Here is a 26,956-nt window from a genome sequence, read left to right on the forward strand (position 1 = left end):
GGGAGCGCGGGCACGCCCCCACGCCGCCCGGCACGCACTCTCGCCGCACCGGCCAAAGGCCCTGGTAGCTCCGCTACGAGGACCTTCGTCCGGCACGCCGAGAGCACGCACCGAACGACGCGGGAACGCACCCGCTCTCCCCCGGAGCCGCTTACCACAGGGAGCGTATCGTGTTGGTGACGACAGTCAATGGTGCGCGATATCGTCGAGGAGGTCCGTCGAGAGGGCCCGTCGCGGACGGCCCCGCAGGGAGGTCGGCAATGCCCGCATTCTCACTCGATCCACCGCAAACCGCCTGGTGTGCCGAACTGCGCACCCTGGCCGCCGAACGGCTCCGCCCGCTCGCGGAGAAGGGTGAACCCGGGCACGTCAACCGCCCCCTCGTCGCCGAGCTCGGTCAACTGGGGCTGCTGAAGCGGCTGTTCACCTCCGGCGCGGTCGACCTGTGCCTGATGCGGGAGTCCCTCGCGTACGCCTGCACGGAGGCGGAGACCGCGCTCGCCCTCCAGGGCCTGGGCGCCCATCCCGTCCATGCGCACGGCACCCCGGTCCAGCGGGAGCGCTGGCTGCCCAGGGTGGTCGAGGGGAGCGCGGTGGCGGCCTTCGCGCTGAGCGAGCCGGGAGCGGGGTCGGACGCGGCGGCGCTGGGGTTGCGGGCGCAGCGGGCGGAGCGGGGCGAGCGGGAGGCCTCGCGGCCGGGAGAGTCGGAGTCGGCACAGGCGCCGGACGCCTCACTCGCCGCTCACCCCGACGGCCCCACCCGCTGGCGCCTCACCGGCGAGAAGTGCTGGATCTCCAACGCCCCCGAGGCCGACTTCTACACCGTCTTCGCCCGCACCACCCCCGGAGCCGGCGCCCGCGGTGTCACCGCCTTCCTGGTGCCTTCCGACCGCCCCGGCCTCACCGGAACGGGCCTCGACATGCTGTCCCCGCATCCCATCGGCAGCCTCGACTTCGACGCCGTCCCCGTCACCGCCGACGACGTGCTGGGCGAGCCGGACCGCGGCTTCCGGGTCGCGATGGGCACCCTCAACCTCTTCCGGCCCAGCGTCGGCGCCTTCGCCGTCGGCATGGCCCAGGCCGCCCTGGACGCGACCCTCACGCACACGGCCCAACGGGACGCGTTCGGCGGCAAGTTGAAGGACCTCCAGACGGTCGCCCACCAGGTCGCCGAGATGGTCCTGCGCACGGAGGCGGCCCGCCTCATGGTGTACGCGGCGGCGACGGCGTACGACGAGGATGCCCCGGACGTGCCCAAGCGCGCCGCGATGGCGAAGCTGCTCGCGACGGAGACCGCGCAGTATGTCGTCGACACGGCCGTCCAGTTGCACGGTGCCCGTGCCCTGCGCCGCGGTCACCTGCTCGAACACCTCTACCGTGAGGTGCGCGCCCCGCGCGTCTACGAAGGCGCCAGCGAGGTCCAACGCGGCATCATCGCCAAGGAGTTGTACGCGACCATGGAGGCCGGCCGGTGAGTACCGAGCGCGTCAACCCGCCCGATCTGTCCCCGCCCACCGGCTTCTCCCACGCGGTCGTCGCCACCGGCTCACGGGTCGTGTTCCTGGCCGGGCAGACCGCGCTCGACGCCGACGGCAAGGTGGTCGGGGAGACGCTGCCGGAGCAGTTCGAGCGGGCGCTCACGAATCTGCTGGCCGCGCTGGCGGCGGCCGGCGGCACACCGGCCGACCTCGCGCGGGTCACCGTCTATGCCACCGATGTCGCCGGCTACCGCGACCAGGCCGCCCAACTCGGTCGTATCTGGGGGCGGTTGGCGGGCCGTGACTATCCGGCGATGGCGGTCGTCGAGGTCGTACGCCTCTGGGACGAGAGGGCGATGGTGGAGCTCGACGGCTTCGCCGTGCTGCCTTAGGGCTTGGTCGCGCAGCCGTAACCGTAACCGTAACCGTGGTCGTAGCCGTAGCCGTAGCCGTAGCCGTAGCCGTAGCCGTAGCCGTAGCCGTAGCTACAGCTCGTGCTCACGCAGCCATGGCCAGCCGCTCGGCCGGCACCCGGTGCGGTGCGACGACGCGGCCGTCGGGCAGGAGCTCACCGCTGTCGTCGAAGAGGATCGCACCGTCGCAGAGCAGGCTCCAGCCCTGCTCGGGGTGGGCGGCCACCACATGGGCGACGCGGCTGTCGGAGGAAGGGCACGAAGGCTGGCGGGAACACATGGCGCACCTCCACATAGGGCGGACGAGCCGTGTGGGTCGTCCATATGGGTAGACCATGCTCCCCTCGCGAACTCATAGGAACGGCCCGCCGTGAACCGTGACAACACGCGGACAACTCTCTGACGGATCCACGAAGGTCGGGGCGGACTCGCCACCGAAGGAGTGACGATCACGTCCATCAGCACACCGGCCGGGTACCAGTGGAACGCCCCACTCCGCCCACCGGGAGGTCATCCCATGCCCCTGCGCCCCGCCCTCGCCACCGCCGCCGGAGCCGTCCTGCTCCTGCTGGTCGCCGCACCCTCGGCCCTCGCCGACTCCGACGTCGCCGCCGACACCAAGGAGACCGTGACGGTCGACAAGACGGTCCGTATGGCCGCGGACGGCACCGTCACCGTCGGCGGCACCTACAGCTGCGTCGACAGCACGGGACCCGTCTTCGTGAGCGCCTCCGTCGGCCAGAAGGCCTCCACCACCCGGTACGCCATCGGCGGCACCCTCGCCGTGTGCGACGGCAAGAAGCACCGCTGGGAGAACAAGAGCAAGCACTCTCCGGCCGCCCTCAAGCACGGCAAGGCCGACGTCGAGGCCACCCTCGTGGAGCTGCGCCCCGCGGACGACCTGGGCGGCCTGCCGCTGCCCCACTTCCACGCGGCACTGAAGACGGACATCACGCTGTCGAAGGCGTGACGGCACCCCGTCGTCGGCCATCCCGTCCGCCGTACGGCCACGGCCATCCCGCCGTGCGCGCCACACCGCGCTCCTGCCGACCGAAGGGGCGCGGTGCCGCGCGTCGGTGTCAGGACGCGGACTTCGCGCGGCCGACCAGGTCCAGCGCGATATCGGTGATCATGTCCTCCTGGCCGCCGACCATGCCCCGGCGGCCGGGAGGCGGTAGCCGGGGACGTACGCCTGCACCCGCCCGACCATCTCCGCGACCAACACGACCCCGGTCCTCTCCCCGGAACCCCTGCGAATGCTCGCGTCCGGCTGGGTCGGATCCCCTTCGCCGTGAGTGACGTGCGGGAGCAGTCGGGAACGATATGGCGGTGCACGTCGATGCGATACCTGCCCGAGGGCGGGACCGCGGCCACGCCGGCAGCCTTGCTGTCGGCCTGCGCGGCCCCGGCACCGAGGGCGGTCGCCCCCTCAATCCTCTGGTCAGATGTCCCGGAAGATCTCGATCTGCGCCCCAATAGAGTTCAGCCGCTCGGCCAGGTCCTCGTACCCGCGGTTGATGACATACACGTTCCGCAGCACGGACGTCCCCTCCGCCGCCATCATCGCCAGCAGGACGACCACGGCGGGCCGTAGCGCCGGCGGGCACATCATCTCGGCGGCGCGCCAGCGGGTCGGGCCCTCGACCAGGACTCGGTGGGGGTCCAGCAACTGGAGGCGGCCGCCGAGGCGGTTGAGGTCGGTCAGGTAGATCGCGCGGTTGTCGTAGACCCAGTCGTGGATGAGGGTCTTGCCGGACGCGGCGGCCGCGATGGCCGCGAAGAAGGGGACGTTGTCGATGTTCAGGCCGGGGAACGGCATCGGGTGGATCTTGTCGATCGGCGCCTCCAGCTTGGAGGGCCGGACGGTGAGGTCCACCAGTCGCGTACGGCCGTTGTCCGCGAAGTACTCGGGCGTGCGGTCGTGGTCGAGGCCCATCTCCTCCAGGACCGCCAGCTCGATCTCCAGGAACTCGATCGGTACCCGGCACACCGTCAGCTCGGACTCGGTGACGACGGCGGCGGCCAGCAGGCTCATCGCCTCGACCGGGTCCTCGGAGGGGGAGTAGTCCACGTCGACGTCGATGGTGGGCACACCGTGGACGGTCAGGGTCGTGGTGCCGATGCCCTCGACCCGGACGCCGAACGCCTCCATGAAGAAGCAGAGGTCCTGGACCATGTAGTTGGAGGAGGCGTTGCGGATGACCGTGACACCGTCGTGCCGCGCGGCGGCCAGCAGCGCGTTCTCGGTCACGGTGTCGCCGCGCTCGGTCAGCACGATCGGCCGGTCGGGGCGTACGGCACGGTCGACGACGGCGTGGTACTGGCCCTCGGTCGCCGCGACGTCCAGTCCGAAGCGGCGCAGGGCGATCATGTGCGGTTCGATGGTCCGCGTGCCGAGGTCGCAGCCGCCGGCGTAGGGCAGCTTGAAGTGGTCCATGCGGTGCAGCAGCGGGCCGAGGAACATGATGATGGACCGCGTGCGTACGGCGGCCTCCGCGTCGATGGCCGCCATGTTCAGCTCGGCCGGCGGCACGATCTCCAGGTCGACGCCGTCGTTGATCCAACGGGTGCGCACACCGATGGAGTTGAGCACCTCGAGGAGGCGGTAGACCTCCTCGATGCGGGCGACCCGGCGCAGCACTGTGCGCCCCTTGTTGAGCAAGGAGGCGCACAGCAGGGCCACGCAGGCGTTCTTGCTGGTCTTGACATCGATGGAACCGGACAGCCGACGTCCGCCGACAACCCGCAGATGCATCGGACCGGCGTAGCCGAGCGACACGATCTCGCTGTCCAGGGCTTCACCGATTCGGGCGATCATCTCAAGGCTGATGTTCTGGTTGCCGCGCTCGATGCGGTTGACGGCGCTCTGGGAGGTGCCGAGCGCCTCGGCGAGCTGCGTCTGTGTCCAGCCACGGTGTTGCCGGGCGTCACGGATGAGCTTGCCGATGCGTACGAGGTAGTCGTCTGCCATGGGATTGAGGTTATCTCAGATATGAGATGGAACATTCCTAGGGGGGCCGTTCGGGTGACGGGCTGTCAACGCCGCTTGGCGGTACGGGTGCGACGCCACCCGAAAGGTCCGGGCAAATCAACCGATGTCGTACGACGTCCTGTACTGCTGTGCGTGCGCCGGGGCCCGTTCCTGCCGCCGGTGGTGATGGACCAGGAGCGCCGGTTGATGTTCAGCCGCACTCCGGGCAGGATCCGAAAGCTCTTGCGGAATGTGAGGGGCATGGACGCCTCCCTCCGGGGTCGAGGTATGTATCTCTCGGTTACCCCGACTTGGCGAACTGATGGCAGCGCGTCACGGAGAGTTCGCGCCGTACGACCTGAAAAGGCCGGCCCGACGCCCACGGCGTCGAGCCGGCCATTCCGGTGGTCCCACTCCTGACGGCCCCATCCCCTCGGGACGGGTCAGTCCGTGCCGGACTCCATCGCCACGCGGTCCAGCAGCGCGTCCTCCTCGGAGATCTCGCCGCGGGAGGCGATGGCCTCGGCGCCGCCCTGCGGCAGTTCCGGCATGGTGCCGATCAGCCCGGTGGCGGCGGCCTGGGAGGCGCCGATGGTGGGGCTGCCGGTGCCGATCAGGCCGAGGCCCGCGTACTGCTCCAGCTTGGCGCGCGAGTCGGCGATGTCGAGGTTGCGCATGGTGAGCTGGCCGATCCGGTCGACCGGCCCGAAGGCGGAGTCCTCGGTGCGCTCCATGGAGAGCTTGTCCGGGTGGTAGCTGAACGCGGGACCGGTCGTGTCGAGGATCGAGTAGTCCTCGCCGCGCCGCAGGCGCAGGGTGACCTCGCCGGTGATGGCCGCGCCCACCCAGCGCTGGAGCGACTCTCGGATCATCAGCGCCTGCGGGTCCAGCCAGCGGCCCTCGTACATGAGGCGACCGAGGCGACGGCCCTCGTTGTGGTACTGGGCGAGGGTGTCCTCGTTGTGGATCGCGTTGACCAGACGCTCGTACGCGGTGTGCAGCAGGGCCATGCCGGGCGCCTCGTAGATGCCGCGGCTCTTGGCCTCGATGATCCGGTTCTCGATCTGGTCCGACATGCCCAGGCCGTGGCGGCCGCCGATGGCGTTGGCCTCCATCACCAGGTCGACGGGGGAGGCGAACTCCTTGCCGTTGATGGTGACCGGGCGGCCCTGCTCGAAGCCGATCGTCACGTCCTCGGCGGCGATCTCGACCGACGGGTCCCAGAACCGGACGCCCATGATCGGCTCGACGGTCTCGACGCCCGTGTCCAGGTGCTCCAGGGTCTTGGCCTCGTGGGTGGCGCCCCAGATGTTGGCGTCGGTGGAGTACGCCTTCTCCGTCGAGTCCCGGTAGGGCAGGTCATGGGCGACCAGCCACTCCGACATCTCCTTGCGGCCGCCCAGCTCGGTCACGAAGTCCGCGTCCAGCCAGGGCTTGTAGATCCGCAGCTGCGGGTTGGCGAGCAGGCCGTAGCGGTAGAACCGCTCGATGTCGTTACCCTTGAAGGTCGAGCCGTCGCCCCAGATCTGGACGTTGTCCTCCAGCATCGCCCGCACCAGGAGCGTGCCGGTGACGGCACGGCCCAGCGGAGTGGTGTTGAAGTAGGCGCGGCCGCCGGAACGGATGTGGAACGCGCCGCACGTCAGTGCGGCCAGGCCCTCCTCGACCAGCGCCGCGCGGCAGTCGACCAGGCGCGCGACCTCGGCGCCGTAGGTCTTGGCGCGGCCGGGCACCGAGGCGATGTCGGGCTCGTCGTACTGGCCGATGTCAGCGGTGTAGGTGCACGGGACGGCGCCCTTGTCGCGCATCCAGGCGACCGCGACAGAGGTGTCGAGACCACCCGAGAAGGCGATGCCGACGCGCTCGCCGGTGGGCAGGGAGGTGAGGACCTTGGACATAGGAAGAGTATGCATGAAGACGCATGGTCATGCAAAGGGTGCATGTCGAGGCCCCGGGACATGACCATCCCGGCCCTATGTACTAGAGTTATCTCGACATCGAGATATCTGCCGAGGCGTACCGCGGTCGCACGCCCGTCACGAGTCTGGTGGTAAGGCATGCCTAACTTAGCCTTACCTTAGCGGATCGGCCAAGACGGTGTGGCGGCAGGATGCGGTGGTAAGCGCACAGAAATAAAGGAGACTGTCGTGTCGGCGAACAGCTTCGACGCCCGCAGCACGCTGCAGGTGGGCGACGAGTCGTACGAGATCTTCCGGCTGGACAAGGTCGAGGGCGCCGCGCGCCTCCCCTACAGCCTGAAGGTGCTGCTGGAGAACCTCCTCCGCACCGAGGACGGCGCGAACATCACCGCCGACCACATCCGCGCCCTCGGCGGCTGGGACTCCCAGGCCCAGCCGTCGCAGGAGATCCAGTTCACGCCGGCCCGCGTGATCATGCAGGACTTCACCGGCGTGCCCTGTGTCGTGGACCTCGCGACCATGCGTGAGGCCGTCGCGGCGCTCGGCGGCGACCCGGCGAAGATCAACCCGCTCTCCCCGGCCGAGATGGTCATCGACCACTCCGTCATCGCCGACAAGTTCGGTACGAACGACGCCTTCAAGCAGAACGTCGAGCTGGAGTACGGTCGCAACCGCGAGCGCTACCAGTTCCTGCGCTGGGGCCAGACCGCCTTCGACGACTTCAAGGTCGTCCCGCCGGGCACCGGCATCGTCCACCAGGTGAACATCGAGCACCTGGCCCGCACGGTCATGGTTCGCAACGGCCAGGCGTACCCCGACACCCTCGTCGGCACCGACTCGCACACCACCATGGTCAACGGCCTCGGTGTGCTGGGCTGGGGCGTCGGTGGCATCGAGGCCGAGGCCGCGATGCTCGGCCAGCCGGTCTCCATGCTCATCCCGCGCGTCGTCGGCTTCAAGCTGACCGGTGAGCTCACCCCCGGCACCACCGCCACCGACCTCGTGCTGACCATCACCGAGATGCTCCGCAAGCACGGTGTCGTCGGCAAGTTCGTCGAGTTCTACGGCGAGGGCGTCGCCGCCACCTCCCTCGCCAACCGCGCCACCATCGGCAACATGTCGCCGGAGTTCGGCTCCACCGCCGCGGTCTTCCCGATCGACGGCGAGACCATCAAGTACCTCAAGCTCACCGGCCGCTCCGAGCAGCAGCTCGCGCTCGTCGAGGCGTACGCCAAGGAGCAGGGCCTCTGGCTGGACCCGCAGGCCGAGCCCGACTTCTCCGAGAAGCTGGAGCTGGACCTCTCGACGGTCGTCCCGTCGATCGCCGGCCCGAAGCGCCCGCAGGACCGTATCGTCCTGGCGAACGCCTCCCAGCAGTTCGCCCAGGACGTGCGCAACTACGTCGCGGACGACTCCGAGGCGGGCAAGGAGTCCTTCCCGGCCTCCGATGCCCCGGCCGTCTCCAACGGCATCCCGTCCAACCCGGTCACCGTGACCGCCCCCGACGGCTCGACCTACGAGATCGACCACGGTGCGGTGACGGTCGCGGCCATCACCTCCTGCACCAACACCTCGAACCCGTACGTCATGGTCGCCGCCGCGCTCGTCGCGAAGAAGGCCGTGGAGAAGGGCCTGACCCGCAAGCCGTGGGTCAAGACCACCCTCGCCCCGGGTTCGAAGGTCGTCACCGACTACTTCGACAAGGCGGGCCTGACCCCGTACCTCGACAAGGTCGGCTTCAACCTCGTCGGTTACGGCTGCACCACCTGCATCGGCAACTCCGGTCCGCTGCCGGAGGAGGTCTCCAAGGCCGTCAACGACCATGACCTCGCGGTCACCTCGGTCCTCTCCGGCAACCGGAACTTCGAGGGCCGTATCAACCCCGACGTCAAGATGAACTACCTGGCCTCTCCGCCGCTGGTCGTCGCGTACGCCATCGCGGGCTCCATGAAGGTGGACATCACCAAGGACGCCCTCGGTGTCGACCAGGACGGCAAGCCGGTCTTCCTGACCGACATCTGGCCGACCGAGGCCGAGGTCAACGACGTCGTGGCGAACGCCATCGGCGAGGACATGTTCTCCAAGTCCTACTCCGACGTCTTTGCGGGCGACGCCCAGTGGCAGGCGCTGCCGATCCCGACCGGCAACACCTTCGAGTGGGACGCCGAGTCGACCTACGTCCGCAAGCCCCCGTACTTCGAGGGCATGACGATGGAGACCACCCCGGTCTCCGACATCAGCGGCGCCCGCGTCCTGGCCAAGCTCGGCGACTCGGTCACCACCGACCACATCTCGCCCGCCGGTGCCATCAAGGCCGACACCCCGGCCGGCAAGTACCTCACCGAGCACGGTGTGGAGCGTCGTGACTTCAACTCCTACGGCGCCCGCCGAGGCAACCACGAGGTCATGATCCGCGGCACGTTCGCCAACATCCGTCTGCGCAACCAGATCGCGCCGGGCACCGAGGGCGGCTACACCCGCGACTTCACGCAGGCCGACGCGCCGGTGTCGTTCATCTACGACGCCTCGCGCAACTACATCGAGCAGCGCATCCCGCTGGTCATCCTGGGTGGCAAGGAGTACGGCTCCGGCTCCTCCCGCGACTGGGCCGCCAAGGGCACCGCGCTGCTCGGCGTCAAGGCCGTCATCACCGAGTCGTACGAGCGCATCCACCGCTCGAACCTCATCGGCATGGGCGTTCTGCCGCTCCAGTTCCCGGAGGGCCAGAACGCCGAGTCCCTCGGCCTGACCGGCGAGGAGACCTTCTCCATCACGGGTGTCACCGAGCTCAACAACGGCACCACGCCGCGCACGGTCAAGGTCACCACCGACACCGGTGTCGAGTTCGACGCGGTCGTCCGCATCGACACCCCCGGTGAGGCCGACTACTACCGCAACGGCGGCATCATGCAGTACGTGCTGCGCAGCCTGATCCGCAAGTAAGCCTTCCCGCAGGCCACTTGAGGGCCGCGCTCCCGGTGACGGGGGTGCGGCCCTTCGCCGTGCCCACGCCGGGGAACCCCAGGTCATCACCCACCCTCAGGTGGAACACAGGGTTCCCTCAGCGGGCGCGGACAGCATCGGGACATGACCGCCACCGCTGGGTTCCGAAACGGACGCGTCCGTGTGCTCATCGTCGACGACGAGCCCGCGCTCACCGACGTGCTCTCCGTGGCCGTCGAGGAGGCGGGCTGGCGCGCCTGTCCCGCACCGGACGGACGGAGCGCCCTGGAGGTGGCGCGCGGGTGCGCGCCGCACGCCGTGGTGCTCGACGGGATGCTGCCCGACCTGGACGGCCTCCAGGTGCTGCGCCGGCTGAGGTGCGAGAACCCGAAGCTGCCCGTCCTCATGCTCACCGCCCGCGACGCGCTGGAGCACTGGCCCGACGGCCTGGAAGCGGGCGCCGACGACTACGTCACCAAGCCGTTCTCCCTGGAGGAGGTCGTCCTGCGGCTGCGCGGACTGCTGCGCCGGGCCGCGGCCGACCGGGCCCGGACCGACGACTCCGTACGCGTCCTCGGCGACCTCGTGCTGACCGAGGAGACCCGCGAGGTGCACCGCGCGGGCGTACCGGTCCAGCTCACCGTCAAGGAGTTCGACCTGCTCAGCCTGATGATGGGCCACCCCCGGCAGGTGCTCAGCAAGACGCAGATCCTCGACCACGTCTGGAGCAGCTCCTTCGACGGCGGCGGCAACCTGGTCGAGGTCTGCATCTCCGGCCTGCGCCGAAAGATCGACAGGGGCCGGGCGCCGATGATCCACACACTGCGCGGCCTCGGGTACGCCCTCCGCCCGGGGGAGAACGGAAGATGAGCACCCTGACCGCCCGCGAGCCGGCCGTCGGCAAGCGGGCCGCCCGCGAGCCATCCACCCGTAAGCCATGGGCGAGGCCGCGCACCCGGTCGATCCGCACCCGCCTGCTCGTCTTCGTCACCGCCACCCTCATCCTGGTCTGCGCCGCGATGGCGCTCACCACGGCCTTCGTGCAACGCGCCTACCTGATGGGCGACTTGGACGGCCGCGTCACCAACGCCGCCTCGCGCAGCCTGGGCGGAGCCGCACTCCACCCGGAGAACCAGGACGACCTGGGGTTCCTCAACGAGAACGGCCACCCCGCCGGCCTGCTCGCCGCCCGGCTCGACGGGGACGGCGCGATCGTCGCCGCCGAGGTCGTCAGCCAGGACGCGGCACCGAAGAGCCTCACCGCCCCGCAGCTCACCGCGCTGGCGGACATCGCCCCCGACGGCTCCAAACACACCCGCACGGTCCCCGGCCTCGGCACCTACCGGGTCACCGCCGTCGAGAGCGGCGGCATCCGGGTCCTCACCGGGCTGCCCATGGATGACGTCCAGCGCATGATCGGCGGACTGGTCGTCGCCGAGGCCGCCGTCGCGGTGGCCGGTCTCTTCGTCGCGGGCTGCGTCTGCACGGTGGTCATACGGCGACAGTTGCGCCCGCTCGGCCGGGTCGCCGCCACCGCCGCCGAGGTCTCCCGCGCACCGCTCGACCGGGGCGAGGTCGCCGGCCTCACCCGTGTACCGGCCCGGGACACCGACCCCGACAGCGAGGCGGGCCAGGTCGGCGCCGCGCTCAACCGGATGATCGACCACGTCGAGTCCTCCCTCACCGCCCGCCGGCACACCGAGGAGCGCATGCGCCGCTTCCTCGCCGACGCCAGCCACGAACTGCGCACCCCCCTCGCCTCGATCTCCGGCTACGCCGAACTCATGAACCGCGGCACCGACCGGATCGAGCCCGTGCTCGCCTGGCGCCGTGTCTCCGCCGAGTCGGCCCGGATGACCGGCCTGGTCGAGGACCTGCTCCTGCTGGCCCGGCTCGACGAGGGCAGGCCGCTGCACTCCGCCGAGGTCGACCTCGCGGCGCTGGTCGCGGAGGCGGTGTGGGACGCGCGGGCCGCCGGGGACGGGCACGACTGGCAGCTCGAACTCCGGCTGGACGCCCCGTCGCTGGTCCTCGGTGACGCCGCCCGGCTCCACCAGGTGGTGGCCAACCTGCTGGCCAACGCCCGGGTCCACACGCCCGCCGGCACGACCGTGGTCGCCTCCGTGGAGGCCGACCCCCACCGCTGCGTGGTCCGGGTGCGGGACGACGGCCCCGGCATCCCGCCCGGCCTCCTCCCACAGGTCTTCGACCGCTTCACCCGCGCCGAGACCTCCCGGGCACGCAGCGGCCCGCACGACGGGGGATCCGGTCTCGGCCTCGCCATCGCGGCGGCGATCGTGTCCGCGCACGGCGGCCGTATCGACGTGGAGAGCGAGCCGGGCCGTACGGAGTTCACGATCGAACTGCCACCCTCGGGCGCCGAACCGCCCCCGCTGGACACGGTGTCGGGGCCGTCGGCTCCGGCACGGGTGCCGTTCACGCGGACGTTCGCCCGCCACTCCTGACGCGCCCCGCAAGCGCCGCGGCCTCACAGGACCGCCTCCACCCCACCGCGGCCCTAACAGGACCGCCTCCACCCCACCGCGGCCCTAACAGGACCGCATCTACCCCACCGCCGCCTCACAGGACCGCATCCACCCCACCGCGGCCGCACGAGGACCGCACCCACCCCGGTCACCCCGGTGCGGTCCTCGTGCGGCACCCGTTTACATCCGCGCCACACGGCGCTACCTTCCGCAGCAGACGGGGTGGGAGCGCTCCCATAGTGGCGGACCGGAACCCGCCGCCCGGACCGTTCCCGCCCCGCGCATCCGCACACACACCCCTGTACGCATCCGCACGGCCCGTGCCTGACGCAACGGACTGGACTGTCATGATCCTGACAAATGCGAGGGCGGACGCCCCGCCCCGTCGATCAACTCTCCCCACCCGCGCCAGAGCCCTCTTCCTCGTCCTGGTCTCCCTGCTCGCGACGATCCCGGCCGTGGGGCTCGTCATGAGCACCGGCGGCGAGGCGGAGGCCCATGGCACCCCGATGAAGCCGGGCAGCCGCACCTTCCTGTGCTGGCAGGACGGCCTCACCGACACCGGTGAGATCAAGCCGGTCAACCCGGCCTGCAGGTCGGCCCAACAGGTCAGCGGCACCACGCCGTTCTACAACTGGTTCTCGGTACTGCGCTCCGACGGCGCCGGCCGCACCCGCGGCTTCGTGCCCGACGGCGAGCTGTGCAGCGGCGGCAACACCAACTTCACCGGCTTCAACGCGCCGCGCGACGACTGGCCGCTCACGCACCTCACCTCGGGCGCGACCGTCGACTTCTCCTACAACGCCTGGGCCGCGCACCCGGGCTGGTTCCACGTCTACATCACCAAGGACGGCTTCGACCCGAAGCAGACCCTCACCTGGGACGACATGGAGGAGCGGCCCTTCCTCTCGGTCGACCACCCGCCGCTCAACGGCTCCCCGGGCACGGTGGAGGCCAACTACTCCTGGACCGGGCAGCTTCCGGCGAACAAGTCGGGCCGCCACATCGTCTACATGGTCTGGCAGCGTTCGGACAGCGCGGAGACCTTCTACTCCTGCTCCGACATCGTCTTCGACGGCGGCAACGGCGAGGTCACCGGAATCAAGGAACCCGGCAACCCGACCGACCCGGTGCCCGGCGAGTGCTCCGCCACTCGCCGCACGACCGGCAGTTGGTCCGGCGGCTACCAGTCCGAGGTGACCGTCACCAACTCCGGCGACGTCCCGATGCTCGGCTGGATGGTCGACTGGACACTCCCCAATGGCCAGAAGGTCGAGAGCCTCTGGAGCGGCAACGCGACCTACACCGGTCAGGACGTGATGGTCCACAACGCCGACTGGAACGGCTCCCTCGATCCGGGGGAGAGCGCCACCTTCGGCTACGTCGTCTCCGGCTCCGGCGGCGACAGTACGACGACCCTGCCCTGCCGGGTGGGCTGAACCGCTGCTCCACGCGGACCCGGTGGGCGCCGAGCCGCCGCCCACCGGGTCCGCGCCTCTGTCGCCGTCGCGTTCACGTCGGCTGCGGACCTGAGTCCAACACGTCTGCCAGCCAGTCCAGTTGACGGCGGACGTGCACCGCGTCCCCGCCCTCGTGGCCGTTGAACGGATACGGGCGGATCTCCTTGCGCGGATCGGCACCCGACAGTTCCGCATAGCGGTTGAAGGCGCCGTACGCCCCGCTCGGCGGGCACACCGTGTCGCGCAGGCCGACCCCGAAGTGGGCCGGGGCGTGGGCGCGGCGGGCGAAGGAGATCCCCTCCATGTAGGAGAGCGTGGCGTACGCGGCCCGCTCGGCGCCCCGGTGCACCGCCAGGTACGCGGCGATCTCGCCGTACGGTGACGCGTCGGTGAGGTCGAGGGCGCGCCGGATGCCGCACAGGAAGGGCGCGGTGGCCAGGAGTGCGGCGAGGTCGGGGACGAGTCCCGCGACGGCCAGCGCGAGCCCGCCGCCCTGGCTGTTGCCGACGGCCGTGACCCGGGTGCCGTCCACGCCCGGCAGGGCGCGCACCGCCGCCACCGCGCGCACCGCGTCCGTGATCAGGCGCCGGTAGTGGTAGTCCCGCGGGGAGAGCAGGCCGCGTGCCGCCGGGCCCGGGCCGCCCGGTGCCACGGCGTGCGGGGCCGGGGTGGCGCCGCCGTTGCCGTACTGGTCGCCCTGGCCCCGGTTGTCCATCAGCAGATGCGCGTACCCGGCGTTCACCCAGGTCAGCCGCTCGTGCGGGAGGCCGCGGCCCCGGCCGTAGCCGGCGTACTCGACGACGGCGGGCAGCGGTTCGCGCACCCCGGCCGGCCTGCTGAACCAGGCCCGCACCGGGTCTCCCGCGAACCCCCGGAACGTCACGTCCCAGGTCTCGGTGAGCCGCAGGCCGGTCACCACCGGGTCCGCCGACACCGACACCTCGTGCTGGGCCGCCTCCTTGAGGGTGTCGCGCCAGAACTCGTCGAAGTCGGCGGGCTCCTGGGGGGCCGGGCGGTAGCGCTCCAGGTCCGCCAACGGCAGGTCGAACGCGGGCAACGATGGCCTCCGATTGTTGCGCCTCTACATCAGAATGTTTCGTAGCCTCTGGCTCGTGCGGGTCCCAGCCTCCTCGACTGACCTTCCTGTCAGCCCCATTGACAGCCATTACACCCGCCCCTAACCTCGCCGCAAAGTTGCCGGTACGACTCCGAAACTTTCGGTGCCACCGGGAGGCCACTGCATGAGCACGTCCACCAGATCGGCTCCACCGCCCGGCACCCAGGAGCCGCCGCCGAGCAAGACTCCACCCCGCCGAGGGCGGCGGACGAAGCGCACCGGATGGCGACGGGCGCTGCGCCGGGACTGGCAGCTGTACTCGCTCGCCGTACTGCCGCTGCTGTTCTTCCTCGTCTTCCGCTATCTGCCGATGATCGGCAACGTGATCGCCTTCCGGCGCTTCGAACCGGGCGGCTCGATCTTCGGCGAGCAGTGGGTGGGCCTGCGCTACGTCGAGATGTTCCTCAGTGACCCCACCTTCTGGCAGGTGTTCCGCAACACCCTGTGGCTCGGCGGACTCACGCTCGTCTTCTGCTTCCCGATCCCGATCGTGCTGGCGCTGCTGCTGAACGAGGTGCGCCGGCGTTCGCTGAAACGGTTCGTGCAGTCGGTGTCGTATCTGCCGCACTTCCTGTCGATCGTGATCGTCGCGGGCATCACGATGCAGATGCTCGCCACGGACGGCCCGATCAACCACGCGCTGGGCTGGTTCGGCCACGAGCCCATCCGGTTCATCCAGGAACCCGAGTGGTTCCGCACCGTCTACGTCGGCTCCGAGATCTGGCAGACCGCCGGCTGGGGCACGATCCTCTACCTCGCCGCGCTCACCACCATCGACGAGGACCTGTACGAGGCGGCCCGCATCGACGGTGCCAACCGCTGGCACCAGATCTGGCACGTCACCCTGCCCGGCATCCGGCCCACCATGATCACGCTGCTGATCCTCAACGTCGGCACTTTCCTGGCGGTCGGCTTCGAGAAGGTCCTGCTGCTGTACAACCCGCTGACCTATCCGACCGCCGACGTGATCTCGACGTATCTGTACCGCACGGGCGTCGAGTCCAACAGCTTCAGCTACGCCGCCGCCATCGGACTGTTCGAGGCGATCATCGGCCTGGTGCTGATCACGTCCGCGAACCAGCTCTCACGCCGCACAGTGGGGACCAGCCTGTGGTGAAGCCGAGCCGTTCCTACCGCGTCTTCCAGGGCGCCAACGGCGTCATCCTTACCCTGGTCGTGATCGTCACCCTCTACCCGTTCGCCAACATCGTCGCCCGCTCGTTCAGTTCGGAGCGGCACATCCGGGCCGGTGAGGTGACGCTGTGGCCCGAGGGGTTCAACCTCACCACGTACAAGATCGTTTTCCAGGACTCGGTCTTCTGGCGGAACTACGGCAACACCGTGCTGTACACGGTGGTCGCCACCGCCGTCGCCATGGTCCTGACCACCTGTTACGCCTATGTCCTGTCGAAGAAGCACCTCAAGGGACGCGGCGTACTGGTCGGCGTCGCCGTGTTCACCATGTTCTTCACCGGCGGCCTGATCCCCAACTACGTCCTGGTCACCAGCCTCGGCCTGAAGAACAGCGTCTGGGCCATAGCGCTCCCCAACGCGATCAGCGTGTTCAACCTGCTGGTCATGAAGGCCTTCTTCGAGAGCCTGCCGACCGAACTGGAGGAGGCCGCGCAGATCGACGGCCTGAGTACGTACGGCATTCTGCTGCGGATCGTGCTGCCCCTGTCGAAGGCGGTCGTCGCGACGATGGTGCTGTTCTACTCGGTGTCCTTCTGGAACTCCTGGTTCAGCGCCTTCCTCTACATGGACAGATCCGAGCTCATGCCGGTCACCGTCTATCTGCGCAACCTCATCTCCGGCGCCACCACGGGCGGCAACGCCGGTGCCGCCGACGCGCAGCTGAGCCAGGTCGGGGCCAACATCCAGGCCGTCACGATCGTGCTGACCTCGCTGCCGATCCTCTGCGTGTACCCGTTCGTCCAGCGCTACTTCGTCTCGGGCGTGATGCTCGGCGCGGTCAAGGGCTAACAAAGGAGTGCCTGTGTCATCCGTGAACAACGCAGGACAGCTGTCGAGGCGTCAGATACTCGCCGCCGCCGGCTTCGTCGGCCTCGCCACCCTCACCGGCTGCGGCAGCGGCGACGACGGCGGGGACTCCAAGGACCTGTCGAAGAAGAGGGACGGCGCGATGAAGGAGTACCGCGTCGGCCAGCAGTTCAAGGCGACCAAGCCGCTGTCCTTCTCCGTCCTGCACAACGACAACCCGGTCTACCCGATGAAGAACGGCTGGCTGTTCTGGAAGGAGCTCACCAGGCGCACCGGTGTCACCTTCGAGCCCGTCGCCGTCCCCCTGGTCGACTACGAGAAGAAGCGCAGTGTCCTGATCGGCTCGGGCGACGCCCCGTTCCTGATCCCGAAGACGTACCACCCCGCTGAGGTCGCGTTCGTGTCGTCGGGCGCGGTCCTCCCGGTCAGCGACTACGTGCATCTGATGCCCAACTTCCAGGACAAGGTCAAGCGCTGGAAGCTGGAGCCGGAGATCGACTCGATCCGGCAGTCCGACGGCAAGTTCTATCTGCTGCCCGGTCTGCACGAGAAGGCCAGAGCCGGCTACTCGCCGGCGCTGCGCACGGACGTCCTCGACCGGCTCGGACTGAGCCTGCCCACCACCTGGGACGAGGTCTACGAGGTCTTCAAGGCGATCAAGGAGGAGTACCCGGACCGCTACCCGTTCTCCGACCGCTGGAGCAAGAACACGCCCTACCCGGCCGCCGCGCTCTTCAGCTACCTCGGCCAGGCGTACGGCGTCCGGGCCGGATGGACGTACGACAACATCAGCTGGGACGCCGACGCACAGAAGTTCGTCTTCACCGGAGCGACGGACGCCTTCCGGCAGATGATCGAGTACGTGCGCAAGCTGGTCGCCGAGAAGCTGGTGGACCCGGAGAGCTTCACCCAGACCGACGACGAGGCCGCGCAGAAACTGCTGGGCGAGAAGTCCTTCGCGATCAGCGCCAACCCGCAGGTACTGGTGCAGGAGTACCGGTACAACCTGCACAAGCAGGTCAAGGGCGCGGAGATCGAGATGATCCCGGTGCCGCTGGGACCCGCCGGTCCCGTGGTGCTCGGCGGTGTCCGGCTGGAGAACGGCGTCATGATCTCCAGCAAGGCGCTCAAGAGCGACAGCTTCGTCGCGATGATGCAGTTCGTGGACTGGCTGTGGTACTCGGACGAGGGCCAGCGGTTCGCGCGGTGGGGCGTCGAGGGCGTCACCTACACCCGCTCGGGAAGCCAGTACAAGGCGAAGCCCGGCATCAGCCTCATGGGCTCCGACCCGGACGCCCCGAAGGACATGCAGAAGGACTACGGCTTCTACAACGGCGTCTTCGCCTACGGCGGCAGCTGGGAGCTCGTCTCCTCCATGTTCAGCCCCGACGAGAAGAAGTTCCAGGACGTCATGGCCCAGCGCGAACAGACGCCCATCGCCCCGGCCCACCCGCTGCAGTCCTTCGAGCAGGAACAGGCCACTCTGTGGGAGACGCCCCTCAGGGACCACGTCACCCAGAACACCCTCAAGTTCGTCCTCGGCAAGCGCCCGATGTCCGAATGGAACGCCTACGTCACGGAGCTGAAGGCCAAGAACATGGACAGGTTCGTCGACCTGCACAACAAGGCGTACGAACGCTTCAAGAAGGAGAACGGGTGAGCAGCGGCGTACAGCACGCGGCCGACTTCGGCGCGGGAGCCCTCTCCCGCGCCGCCGCCCTGATCCACACCCTGCTCACCGTCGAGGCCCTGCTGCTCCTCGCCGCCTCGCCCGGACTCGCCGGCCTGCTCCTGACCGGCCCCGACCCGGCCAACCTGCCCCTCGCCGCCGTATGCCTGCTGCCGCTCGGCCCGGCCCTGTCCGCCGCCCTGTACGCCCTGCACCACCGCAGCCGGGACCTCACGGAACTCCACCCGGCGCGGACCTACGCACGCGGCTGGCGGCTCAACGCCCTCCCCTCGCTGAAGCTCTGGACGCCCCTGCTGGCCTGGCTGACCGTCATCGCCTTCACCCTCACCCACTTCTCCGCCACCGGCCTGCCCGGCTGGTGGGCGGTACTGCTCGGCGCGATCGGCGTCGGCTCCCTGCTGTGGGGCGCGCACGCGCTGATCCTCACCTCGCTGTTCGCCTTCCGCACCCGCGACACCGCCCGCCTCGCCGCGTACTTCCTCGTCCGGCACGCCCGCGCCACCCTCGGTGCCGCCTCCCTGCTCGTGCTGGTGGCCGCGGCGACCGCCCTGCTGACCGAGGCCCTGCCCGCCCTGCTGGCCGCCCCGCTGCTGCTGTCCCTGCTGCACAGCAGCCGCCCGGTGATCGCCGAGACCCAGGAGGACTTCACCGCATGACCGCGCCGCGCACCCCGGGGATCCCGTACGGCGGCGACTACAACCCCGAGCAGTGGCCGGATCCGGTCTGGGACGACGACCACCGGCTGTTCACCCAGGCGCGAGTCGACACCCTCACCGTCGGTGTCTTCTCCTGGTCCCTCACCCAACCCGGCCCCGACACCTACGACTTCACGATCCTCGACCGCATCCTGGACCGCGCCGCCGCCGAGAACCGCCGCGCCTGCCTGGCCACCGGCACCGCGGCCCTCCCGCCCTGGCTCGCCAAGCGCCACCCCGAGGTCAACCGCACCGACTTCGAGGGCCGCCGCCACCGCTACGGCCAGCGCCACAACTTCTGCCCCAGCTCACCGGCGTACCGCGACCACGCCACGGCCATGGCGGCGCGCCTCGCCGAACGCTACGCGGACCACCCGGCGTTGCTCGCCTGGCACATCAACAACGAGTACGGCGGCGCCTGTTACTGCGACCTGTGCGCCGAGGCCTTCCGGGACTGGCTCAGGAACGAGTACGGCACTCTCGACGTCCTCAACGACGCCTGGTGGACGACCTTCTGGTCCCACCGCCACACCGACTGGGCCGAGATCGAGCCCCCGAACGCCCTCACCGAGCACTGGCGCGGCCCCGACCACACCGCCTTCCAGGGCATCACCCTCGACTACTTCCGCTTCACCACCGACGCCCTGCTCGGCTGCTTCCTGGCCGAGAAGGAGGTGATCCGCGCCCACGACCCCGACACCCCCGTCACCACCAACTTCATGGGCATGTTCCGCCCCCTCGACTACCACCGCTGGGCACCCCACCTCGACTTCGCCTCCTGGGACAGCTACCCGCCCCTCGACGCCCCGCCGACCTGGCCGGCCCTCGCCCACGACCTGATGCGGGGCCTGAAGGACGGCGCCCCCTTCTGGCTGATGGAGCAGACCCCGTCCACGACGGCCTGCCGTGACGTCAACCCCCTGCGGCGCCCCGGCGAGCTCCGCCTCGCCACCTTCCAGGCGATCGCCCACGGCGCCGACGCCGCCCTCTACTTCCAGATGCGCGCCTCACGCGGCGCCTGCGAGAAGTACCACGGCGCGGTCATCGGCCACGCGGGCCGTGACGACACCCGTGTCTTCCGTGAAGTCGCCGGGCTGGGCGGGGAGTTGGAGGCGCTCGGTGATGTGACCCTCGGCGCCCGCACCCCCGCTCGCACCGCCCTGCTCTTCGACTGGGACAGCTGGTGGGCCCTGGAGATCTCCGACGGCCCGTCCCGGCTGGTCAAGTACCAGGAGGTGGTCCACGCTTACTACCGGGCAGCCCGCGAGGCCGGCGCGGACGTGGACGTCGTCCCGGTCACCGCCGACCTGACCCCGTACGACGTGGTCCTCGCCCCCGTCCTGCACATGGTCAAGGGCGGCCTCGCGCAGCGACTGGAGGCCGTCGCGGCGCGCGGCGGCACCGTCCTGACGACCTTCCTCTCGGGCCGTGTCGACGCACACGACCGCGCGTTCCTCACGGACGTACCCGGTCCCCTGGGGCCCCTCATGGGCGTCCGCGTCGACGAATGGGACTCCCGGCCGCGGGACTTCGTACAACACGTCCAACTGGGGGAGCTGACCTGCGAGGCACGCCTGGTCTTCGAGATCGTGCTGCCGCGCGGCGCCGAGCCGGTCGGGACGTACGGCACCGACTTCTACGCCGGCACCCCGGCCGTGACCCGGAACCGCTTCGGCGAGGGCGGCGGCGAGGGCTGGTACGTCGCCACCGCCCTCGACCAGCCCGGCGTGGACTGGACCGTCCGCCGGATCCTGGCCCGCCACGACCTGCTCGGCCCCTACGCCGACCACCCCGCCCTGGAGACCGCGACCCGGGTCGCCCCCGACGGCACCCGCCTCCTCTTCCTCCTCAACCACGCCCCCGAACCGGCCCACCTGACGGCTCACGCGACCGCCACCGACCTGCTGACCGGCAAGCGGGTCGAGGAGGGCGAGCCACTGACCCTCGACCCGCTGGGCACAGCGATCCTCCGCGGTCAGTAGATGCGGCGCCCATGTGCGTCGGGCACACCTGACTTCCGGAAGAGGTAGCTGTTGACCTGATCGCGCCACTCGCGGGCGCTCCGGAGCTGCTCCTCGAACCGCTCCGTCACCCGCGCGTGGCGCGCCGGGTCCACGAGATCCACCAGCGAGGCCCACACCTCCCGGGCCGCCTCCACCTCCTCCACGCCCTCGAAGTGCGTGTCGTAGATGTGCTGGATCACCGTCTTGCCGCTGTGCAGCCTGTGCCCGTACGCCGTGTGGTGGAAGAACAGCAGCAGTTCGTCCGGGCAGGTGTCCGGCGACTCGTACACCGAGGCCCACGGCTTGGCGTACTGCCCCGCGAACCCGGTTCCCGTCGCCGCGCTCCGGTCGACACCGATGCCGTCGCGGTCGGCGAAGTGGTAGGTGCCCCAGGGGCTGTACTCATAGCCGTCGACGCTCGGCCCGTAGTGATGACCGGGCTGCACCATCCAGCCCACGCCGAGCGGAGCGGTGTACTTCTCGTACGTCCGCCACGAGCCGTCCAGGATCGCGCGCAGCCCCGCCGCCGGACCGGTGCCGAAGGTGAGCCGGATCCATTCGTCGAGGATCTGAAGCGGATCAGCGTGCGGCTGCCAGGCCAGCCGCCCGAAGGTGTACAGGTTCGCCTGGGCCAGCGGATGCCCGGTCCAGAACGGGTCGTCACCGACATTGGCCACGGCGACGAGCCCGCCGCGCGCCAACTCCCCGACCGTGGACTCGCCGTCGGCCCGGAACCGCAGCACCTCGCTCCACATGGGCCCCAGCCAGCACACATGCCGCTGCTGCCCGGTGTACTCCTGGGTCGCCTGAAGCTCCACCGCCAGCCGTGTGCCCGGCATCGCCCCGATGAGCGGGGAGACCGGCTCCCGCACCTGGAAGTCCATGGGCCCGTGCTTCACCTGGAGCACGGCGTTGCCGGCGAACTCCCCGTCCAGCGGCACGAAATGGTCGTACGCCGCACGCGCCCGGTCCGTCGTCCGGTCCCGCCAGTCCTGGCGGTGGTCGTAGACGAACGCCCGCCAGTGCACCGTCCCGCCGTGCGGTGCGAGCGCGGCGGCCAGCATGTTCGCGCCGTCCGCGTGACTGCGGCCGTAGGCGAAGGGCCCCGGCTGCCCCTCCGAGTCGGCCTTCACCACGTACCCGCCGAAGTCGGGTATCGCCTCGTACACCCGAGCGGTGGCCTCCGCCCACCACACCCGTACCGCCTCGTCCAGGGGGTCCGCCGTGGGCAGCCCGCCGAGCACCACAGGCGCGGAGAAGGTGACCGACAGATGGGTGCGGACGCCGTACGGCCGCAACGCGCCCGCGATCTCGGCGACTTCACCGATCCGCTCGGTGAGCAGCTGAGCCTCGGCCGCGTGCACGTTGACGTTGTTCACCGCCACGGCGTTGATCCCGCAGGCCGCCAGCAGCCTGCCGTACGCCCGCACCCGCCCCAGCAGCTCCCCGCGCGCCCGGCCGTCCGCCCAGAACAGCGACCCGCCCGCGTATCCGCGCTCCACCTGGCCCATGACCGGATGCACGGCCACGTTGTCCCAGTGGTCGAGCATGCGCAACACCAACTCGGGCCGGTGTTCCGCCCGTTGACGCTCGCCCTGGAACGCAGCGTCCCCGAGCCGTACGACGTGGAAGAAGCCGTACAGCAGCCCGGGCCCTCCGGCCGCGATGACCGTCGTACGGCCGTCCCCGCGCTCGAAGGTGAACGCCTCGTCGCCGTCGCCCCCGCTGCCGGCCTCGACGTCCGTCAACTCCAGCACCAGGTCGTACGGTTCGGGGGACCCGTCGCGCGAGACGCTCCCCCCGAACCGTACGCAGGCCTCCGCCACTTCCCCGTGCACCGTGTCCACCAACGGACCCGTGCCACGGATCAGCGTCCGACGGGTGCCGATCGGCCGGAACGCCTCGTCCGGCAGCCAGGCCGGATCGACACCCTGCATGAGACCCCCAATGCACCTGCTCAGGCGAGCAGTTCGACTTCAGCGACCACCGCCTCGCCGTCCAGCACCAGGCGGTACTTCCCGTACGTACCCGGCGACCCCACCGAGAACGCCCGTGTCTGCCGGTCCCAGGTGAAGGATTCCCCGGAGCGCTTGTCGAGGGTCCGCCATGTGGTCCCGTCCTTCGATCCCTGGAGGGTCCAGCCGGTCGGCGCCTTCGTCCGGTCCGTCGGCGAGGTGAGGGTGTACTGCACCGCCTCGGCGGCCTCGGGCACCGGCAGATCCACCGACGTGACGCTCGCCTGGGTCGCCGAGGTGTTGTCGAACAACGCTCCCTCGCCCTTCAGGACATCCGCCCGCGGCACCGGCACCTCGTCGTCCTCGGTGACCGACACCGGCGCCGCGTTCCTGCCGGTGCCCCATGTCGAGGGCCGCGGCCCCATGTCGAACTCCAGGACGCCACCCTTCGCGATCAGCGAGTGGGGGAGCGAAGTCGACCTCCAGGGAACCCCGTTGACCTTCAGGCCCTGGACGTACACATTGCGGGCGCTGTTCCTCGGCGCCTTGACGACCAGCTTGCGGCCGTTCTCCAGGTGGACGGTGGCCTTGGTGAACAGGGGCGAGCCGATGGCGTACTCGCCACTGCCCATCACCAGCGGATAGAAGCCGAGCGCGGAGAACAGGAACCAGGCCGACTGCTCGCCGTTGTCCTCGTCGCCGTGGTAGCCCTGCCCGATCTCACTGCCGACGTACAGCCGCGACAGCACCTCACGGACGTTCTTCTGCGCCTTCCAGGGCTGCCCGGCCGCGTCGTACATGTAGAGGGCGTGGTGGGCGACCTGGTTGGAGTGGCCGTACATGCCCATCCGGACGTCCCGCGCCTCGGTCATCTCGTGGATGACACCGCCGTAGGAGCCGACGAAGTCGGGCGAGGCCGTCTCCGGGGTGGCGAAGTACTCGTCGAGCTTGTCCGCGAGGCCGCCACGGCCGCCGTAGAGATTGGCCAGGCCCCGGCTGTCCTGGGGCGCCGTGAAGGCGTAGCCCCAGCCGTTGGTCTCCGTGTAGTCGTAGCCCCACACGCGCGGGTCGTACTTGGCGGACTCGACGCGCCAGTCGCCCTTCTCGTCGCGGCCCTGGAAGAACCCGGCCTCGGAGTCGAAGAGGTTCACATAGTCCCGGGCGCGGTTGAGGAAGTACGCGGACTCGTCCTTGTACCGCTTGTCGCCGGTCTTCTTGTACAGGGCCTGGCCCATCTTCGCGATGCCGTAGTCGTTGAGGTAGCCCTCCAGCGCCCACGACAGGCCCTCGTGCGTCTCGGTGCTCGTGTAGCCGAGGAAAGGCGAGGTCGCCATGCCCTTGCGGCCCACGCCGGACGACGGGGGCACTACGGTCGCGTTCTTCACGGCCGCGTCGTACGCCGACTCCGCGTCGAAGTCGACGCCCTTGACGTACGCGTCCGCGAAGGCGACGTCCGAGGAGGTGCCGGTCATCAGGTCCGCGTAGCCGGGGGAGGACCAGCGGGAGGTCCAGCCGCCGTCCTTGTACTGCTGCACGAAGCCGTCGACCATCTCACCCGCCTGGCCCGGCGTGAGGAGCGAGTACGCCGGCCACGTAGTGCGGTAGGTGTCCCAGAAGCCGTTGTTGACGTACACCTTGCCGTCCACGATCTTCGCGCCGGTGTGCGTGGGGGTGTCGGGATTCGGCATCGGGGAGAACGGGGACGCGTACCGGTACTTCCCACCGACCTTCTCGAAGCCCGAGTTCGGGTACAGGTACAGCCGGTACAGGCTGGAGTACAGCGTCGTCAGCTGGTCCGGTGTCGCGCCCTCCACCTCGACCTTGCCGAGCAGCCGGTCCCACCGGTGCTGGGCGCGCGCCTTCACCGTCTCGAAGGAGGCGCCGTCGACCTCCTGGCGCAGGTTGTCCTTCGCCTGGTCGACGCTGATGAGCGAGGTGGCGAGGCGGAGCGTGACCGTCCGGTCGGCACCGGCGTCGAAGCGCAGGTGCCCCTTCACCCCACTGGAGGATCCCTCGGTCACCGGCTGGTCGAACTCGCCGTACACGAACAGCCGGGTCGCGCCCGTCGACAGCCCGGACTTCACGTCCGAGTAGCCGGTGAAGGTCCCGCTCTCCTTGTCGAGCGTGAGCCCGGCCTGGTCCGTCACGTTGTCGAAGAGGACGCTCGCGTCGTCGCCCGGGTAGGTGAAGCGCAGCACCGCCGCGTGGTCGGTCGGCGCCATCTCCGCCTTGAGCCCGTTCTCGAACCGCACCCCGTAGTAGTACGGCCGCGCGGTCTCGTTCTCGTGCCGGAAGGCCAGCTCGCGTGCCTCGCGCCCGGTGTCGGGGGTACCGGAGGCGGCCGACGGCATCACCTGGAAGGTCTGCCGGTCACCCATCCAGGGGCTGGGCTCATGGCTGGCACTGAACGCCTGGATCGTCGGCAGGTTGTCGGCGTTGTTCGCGCGTGCGTAGTCGTACAGCCAGCTCAGCGAGCCCGCGTTCGTCACCGGAGTCCAGAAGTTGAAGCCGTGCGGCACGGCGGTCGCCGGGAAGTTGTTGCCGCGCGAGAAGCCGCCGCTGGAGAGGGTGCCGCGGGTGGTGAGCGCGTAGTCGGACGGGTGCGCCTTCGGCTTCTCGGGCGCGACGGACTCCAGCGTGATGTCGTCCAGCCAGCCCCGGAACTTCGCCGGGCCCTTGGGGGAGTCGTACGCCACGAGTATCCGGTCGACCGTCCTGCCGGCCGCGACCGACCCGATCCGCGAGGCGACGGCGTTCCACTGGTTGACGTACAGCACCTTGGCCGCGCCCTGTCCGCGCGGGGAGAGCGGGAAGCCGTGCTGGTCGGTGGCGCCGAGGTCGCTCAGATAGGTGCCGTCGGTGAAGGCGAGGTCGACGGAGACGTTCGTGGCGTCGTAGTCGCGGTCGCCGTCCGCCATCGACGGGAAGACGCGGTACGACAGCCGGGTGTCGGGGCCGACGGCCACGTTCACGTCGTAGACCTTGTTGTACGAGTACGCCCGCCCGTCCGCCGTGTGCCGGCCGGCGTACCGCAGCGCCCGCTTGCCGGTGAAGCCCGCGCCCGCCTTGGCCGTCGGCGAGCCGCTCGGGCCGCGGTCGACGAGGGAGAGCATGTCCTGCGGGACGGGGCCGTCGCTGCCGCCGGTGGAGAACTGGACGTCGGCGAGTTGCAGGATGTCGGCGCCGTTGTTCTTGGTGATTTCAAGCCGGAAGTGCCGGTATTCAGCCGGTTCCACGAGGTCGTACGTCTTTGTCTGGAACCGTTCGGCGAATGTCTCACCCGAGCGGGTGTCGAGGGTCTTCCAGTCCTTGCCGTCCGTGGAGCCCTGCAGGGTCCACTCCCGTGGGTCGCGTTCGGCGTAGTCGTTGGCCGAGGTGAGCGCGTATTTCGCGATCCGTACGGGCTTATCCAGGTCGAATTCCGCCCACCCCGTGGGTGCGAAGACCAGCCATTTGCTGCTCGGCTCCCCGTCGGTGAGGTTCTCCTTCACCTCGCCGCCGCCGGTGTTCTCGCCGCTGGCCCGTACGTCCGTGACATGGTCGGTCACATTGCCCGGAATGCCACTGCTGTAGCCGCCGTCGACGCCCGAGGCGCGCTTGCCGCCGTCCGCTGAGGTGTCGACGGTGTTGAGCCAGTCGGGTGCCGGATCGTCCGCCTCGAAGGAGGACGCGAAACTCCGGTCGGCCGCCGCGGGGGCGGCGGGCAGGGCGACCGCCGCGCCCTGCGAGCCCACGGTCAAAGCGAAGGCGGCCGCCGACACGACCGCCGGTCCACCCCATCTGTGCCGAGCTCTCTGCTGCATAAGCGGGTACCCTCCCTGCGCA

At 69.9% G+C, this 26,956-nt stretch carries 20 protein-coding genes; 12 read left to right on the top strand and 8 right to left on the bottom strand.

Features of this window, described 5'->3' with window-relative positions:
* The first annotated feature begins 260 nt into the window (after positions 1-260).
* The gene (locus ABIE67_RS35185; RefSeq protein WP_370265495.1) at positions 261-1,475 is read left to right on the top strand and encodes an acyl-CoA dehydrogenase family protein; all 1,215 of its coding nucleotides are present in this window, start codon (positions 261-263) and stop codon (positions 1,473-1,475) included.
* On the top strand, positions 1,472-1,870 hold the full coding sequence (locus ABIE67_RS35190; protein WP_370265497.1) for a RidA family protein: 399 nt from the start codon (positions 1,472-1,474) through the stop codon (positions 1,868-1,870). Before ABIE67_RS35185 ends, ABIE67_RS35190 begins: the two co-directional genes overlap by 4 nt.
* A gap of 106 nt (positions 1,871-1,976) precedes the next feature.
* On the opposite strand, the gene ABIE67_RS35195 is transcribed toward ABIE67_RS35190, so the two are convergent.
* Complete coding sequence (locus tag ABIE67_RS35195) at positions 1,977-2,171, bottom strand: DUF5999 family protein (RefSeq protein ID WP_370265499.1); 195 nt, start codon at positions 2,169-2,171, stop codon at positions 1,977-1,979.
* Between the two features lie 237 nt (positions 2,172-2,408).
* Between ABIE67_RS35195 and ABIE67_RS35200 the strand changes: the two genes are divergently transcribed.
* Positions 2,409-2,861 carry a DUF6299 family protein gene (locus ABIE67_RS35200; protein WP_370265501.1) on the top strand — a complete coding sequence of 151 codons (453 nt, stop codon included), beginning with the start codon at positions 2,409-2,411 and terminating at the stop codon, positions 2,859-2,861.
* Positions 2,862-2,970: 109 nt separating this feature from the next.
* Here ABIE67_RS35200 and ABIE67_RS35205 read toward each other — a convergent pair whose 3' ends face one another.
* From ABIE67_RS35205 to argG, 4 genes are all read right to left on the bottom strand, one after another.
* Positions 2,971-3,045 carry a hypothetical protein gene (locus ABIE67_RS35205; protein WP_370269251.1) on the bottom strand — a complete coding sequence of 25 codons (75 nt, stop codon included), beginning with the start codon at positions 3,043-3,045 and terminating at the stop codon, positions 2,971-2,973.
* A gap of 287 nt (positions 3,046-3,332) precedes the next feature.
* Entirely contained in the window at positions 3,333-4,862 is a 1,530-nt protein-coding gene (locus tag ABIE67_RS35210) for a helix-turn-helix domain-containing protein (protein WP_370265502.1), read from the bottom strand.
* A gap of 65 nt (positions 4,863-4,927) precedes the next feature.
* A complete protein-coding gene (locus tag ABIE67_RS35215) occupies positions 4,928-5,125 on the bottom strand; it encodes a DUF4236 domain-containing protein (protein WP_370265503.1) in 198 nt (65 codons plus the stop codon).
* A 180-nt stretch (positions 5,126-5,305) separates the two neighbouring features.
* A complete protein-coding gene (argG, locus tag ABIE67_RS35220) occupies positions 5,306-6,760 on the bottom strand; it encodes an argininosuccinate synthase (protein WP_370269255.1) in 1,455 nt (484 codons plus the stop codon).
* 249 nt (positions 6,761-7,009) lie between these two features.
* Here argG and acnA point away from each other — a divergent pair, with 249 nt between their 5' ends.
* The 4 genes from acnA (at position 7,010) to ABIE67_RS35240 (ending at position 13,649) form a co-directional block, all read left to right on the top strand.
* Positions 7,010-9,724: an aconitate hydratase AcnA gene (acnA, locus tag ABIE67_RS35225; protein ID WP_370265504.1), complete on the top strand. Its 2,715-nt coding sequence runs from the start codon at positions 7,010-7,012 to the stop codon at positions 9,722-9,724.
* 144 nt (positions 9,725-9,868) lie between these two features.
* The gene (locus tag ABIE67_RS35230; protein WP_370265506.1) at positions 9,869-10,594 is read left to right on the top strand and encodes a response regulator transcription factor; all 726 of its coding nucleotides are present in this window, start codon (positions 9,869-9,871) and stop codon (positions 10,592-10,594) included.
* Positions 10,591-12,189: a sensor histidine kinase gene (locus tag ABIE67_RS35235; protein WP_370265508.1), complete on the top strand. Its 1,599-nt coding sequence runs from the start codon at positions 10,591-10,593 to the stop codon at positions 12,187-12,189. Before ABIE67_RS35230 ends, ABIE67_RS35235 begins: the two co-directional genes overlap by 4 nt.
* 368 nt (positions 12,190-12,557) lie before the next feature.
* Positions 12,558-13,649 (top strand): lytic polysaccharide monooxygenase, encoded by a 1,092-nt coding sequence (locus ABIE67_RS35240; RefSeq protein ID WP_370265509.1) that lies wholly within the window; start codon positions 12,558-12,560, stop codon positions 13,647-13,649.
* Between the two features lie 73 nt (positions 13,650-13,722).
* Here ABIE67_RS35240 and ABIE67_RS35245 read toward each other — a convergent pair whose 3' ends face one another.
* Entirely contained in the window at positions 13,723-14,727 is a 1,005-nt protein-coding gene (locus tag ABIE67_RS35245) for an acetylxylan esterase (protein WP_370265511.1), read from the bottom strand.
* 184 nt (positions 14,728-14,911) lie between these two features.
* Here ABIE67_RS35245 and ABIE67_RS35250 point away from each other — a divergent pair, with 184 nt between their 5' ends.
* The 5 genes from ABIE67_RS35250 to ABIE67_RS35270 are packed head-to-tail and all read left to right on the top strand — an operon-like array spanning position 14,912 to position 21,155.
* Positions 14,912-15,904: an ABC transporter permease gene (locus ABIE67_RS35250; protein ID WP_370265513.1), complete on the top strand. Its 993-nt coding sequence runs from the start codon at positions 14,912-14,914 to the stop codon at positions 15,902-15,904.
* Entirely contained in the window at positions 15,898-16,770 is an 873-nt protein-coding gene (locus ABIE67_RS35255; RefSeq protein WP_370265515.1) for a carbohydrate ABC transporter permease, read from the top strand. Before ABIE67_RS35250 ends, ABIE67_RS35255 begins: the two co-directional genes overlap by 7 nt.
* 22 nt (positions 16,771-16,792) lie before the next feature.
* Entirely contained in the window at positions 16,793-18,448 is a 1,656-nt protein-coding gene (locus tag ABIE67_RS35260) for an extracellular solute-binding protein (RefSeq protein WP_370265517.1), read from the top strand.
* The gene (locus ABIE67_RS35265) at positions 18,445-19,134 is read left to right on the top strand and encodes a hypothetical protein (protein ID WP_370265518.1); all 690 of its coding nucleotides are present in this window, start codon (positions 18,445-18,447) and stop codon (positions 19,132-19,134) included. The genes ABIE67_RS35260 and ABIE67_RS35265 overlap by 4 nt, the downstream gene beginning before the upstream one ends.
* Positions 19,131-21,155, top strand: a complete 2,025-nt coding sequence (locus tag ABIE67_RS35270; protein ID WP_370265520.1) for a beta-galactosidase — start codon at positions 19,131-19,133, stop codon at positions 21,153-21,155. Before ABIE67_RS35265 ends, ABIE67_RS35270 begins: the two co-directional genes overlap by 4 nt.
* Here ABIE67_RS35270 and ABIE67_RS35275 read toward each other — a convergent pair.
* Together ABIE67_RS35275 and ABIE67_RS35280 are read right to left on the bottom strand one after the other, a co-directional pair.
* Entirely contained in the window at positions 21,149-23,113 is a 1,965-nt protein-coding gene (locus ABIE67_RS35275) for an alpha-glucuronidase (protein WP_370265522.1), read from the bottom strand. The genes ABIE67_RS35270 and ABIE67_RS35275 overlap by 7 nt on opposite strands.
* Before the next feature lie 20 nt (positions 23,114-23,133).
* The gene (locus tag ABIE67_RS35280) at positions 23,134-26,934 is read right to left on the bottom strand and encodes a GH92 family glycosyl hydrolase (RefSeq protein WP_370265523.1); all 3,801 of its coding nucleotides are present in this window, start codon (positions 26,932-26,934) and stop codon (positions 23,134-23,136) included.
* Positions 26,935-26,956: the final 22 nt, after the last annotated feature.

The organism is Streptomyces sp. V4I8 (assembly GCF_041261225.1).
Taxonomy (GTDB): Bacteria; Actinomycetota; Actinomycetes; order Streptomycetales; family Streptomycetaceae; genus Streptomyces.

Bases quoted from the DNA above. Each gene is read 5' to 3' on its own strand.
- ABIE67_RS35185 (WP_370265495.1), top strand. From the start codon at position 261: ATGCCCGCATTCTCACTCGATCCACCGCAAACCGCCTGGTGTGCCGAA.
- ABIE67_RS35195 (WP_370265499.1), bottom strand. From the start codon at position 2,171: ATGTGTTCCCGCCAGCCTTCGTGCCCTTCCTCCGACAGCCGCGTCGCC.
- ABIE67_RS35200 (WP_370265501.1), top strand. From the start codon at position 2,409: ATGCCCCTGCGCCCCGCCCTCGCCACCGCCGCCGGAGCCGTCCTGCTC.
- ABIE67_RS35210 (WP_370265502.1), bottom strand. From the start codon at position 4,862: ATGGCAGACGACTACCTCGTACGCATCGGCAAGCTCATCCGTGACGCC.
- ABIE67_RS35215 (WP_370265503.1), bottom strand. From the start codon at position 5,125: ATGCCCCTCACATTCCGCAAGAGCTTTCGGATCCTGCCCGGAGTGCGG.
- argG (WP_370269255.1), bottom strand. From the start codon at position 6,760: ATGTCCAAGGTCCTCACCTCCCTGCCCACCGGCGAGCGCGTCGGCATC.
- ABIE67_RS35230 (WP_370265506.1), top strand. From the start codon at position 9,869: ATGACCGCCACCGCTGGGTTCCGAAACGGACGCGTCCGTGTGCTCATC.
- ABIE67_RS35235 (WP_370265508.1), top strand. From the start codon at position 10,591: ATGAGCACCCTGACCGCCCGCGAGCCGGCCGTCGGCAAGCGGGCCGCC.
- ABIE67_RS35240 (WP_370265509.1), top strand. From the start codon at position 12,558: ATGATCCTGACAAATGCGAGGGCGGACGCCCCGCCCCGTCGATCAACT.
- ABIE67_RS35250 (WP_370265513.1), top strand. From the start codon at position 14,912: ATGAGCACGTCCACCAGATCGGCTCCACCGCCCGGCACCCAGGAGCCG.
- ABIE67_RS35270 (WP_370265520.1), top strand. From the start codon at position 19,131: ATGACCGCGCCGCGCACCCCGGGGATCCCGTACGGCGGCGACTACAAC.
- ABIE67_RS35275 (WP_370265522.1), bottom strand. From the start codon at position 23,113: ATGCAGGGTGTCGATCCGGCCTGGCTGCCGGACGAGGCGTTCCGGCCG.
- ABIE67_RS35280 (WP_370265523.1), bottom strand. From the start codon at position 26,934: ATGCAGCAGAGAGCTCGGCACAGATGGGGTGGACCGGCGGTCGTGTCG.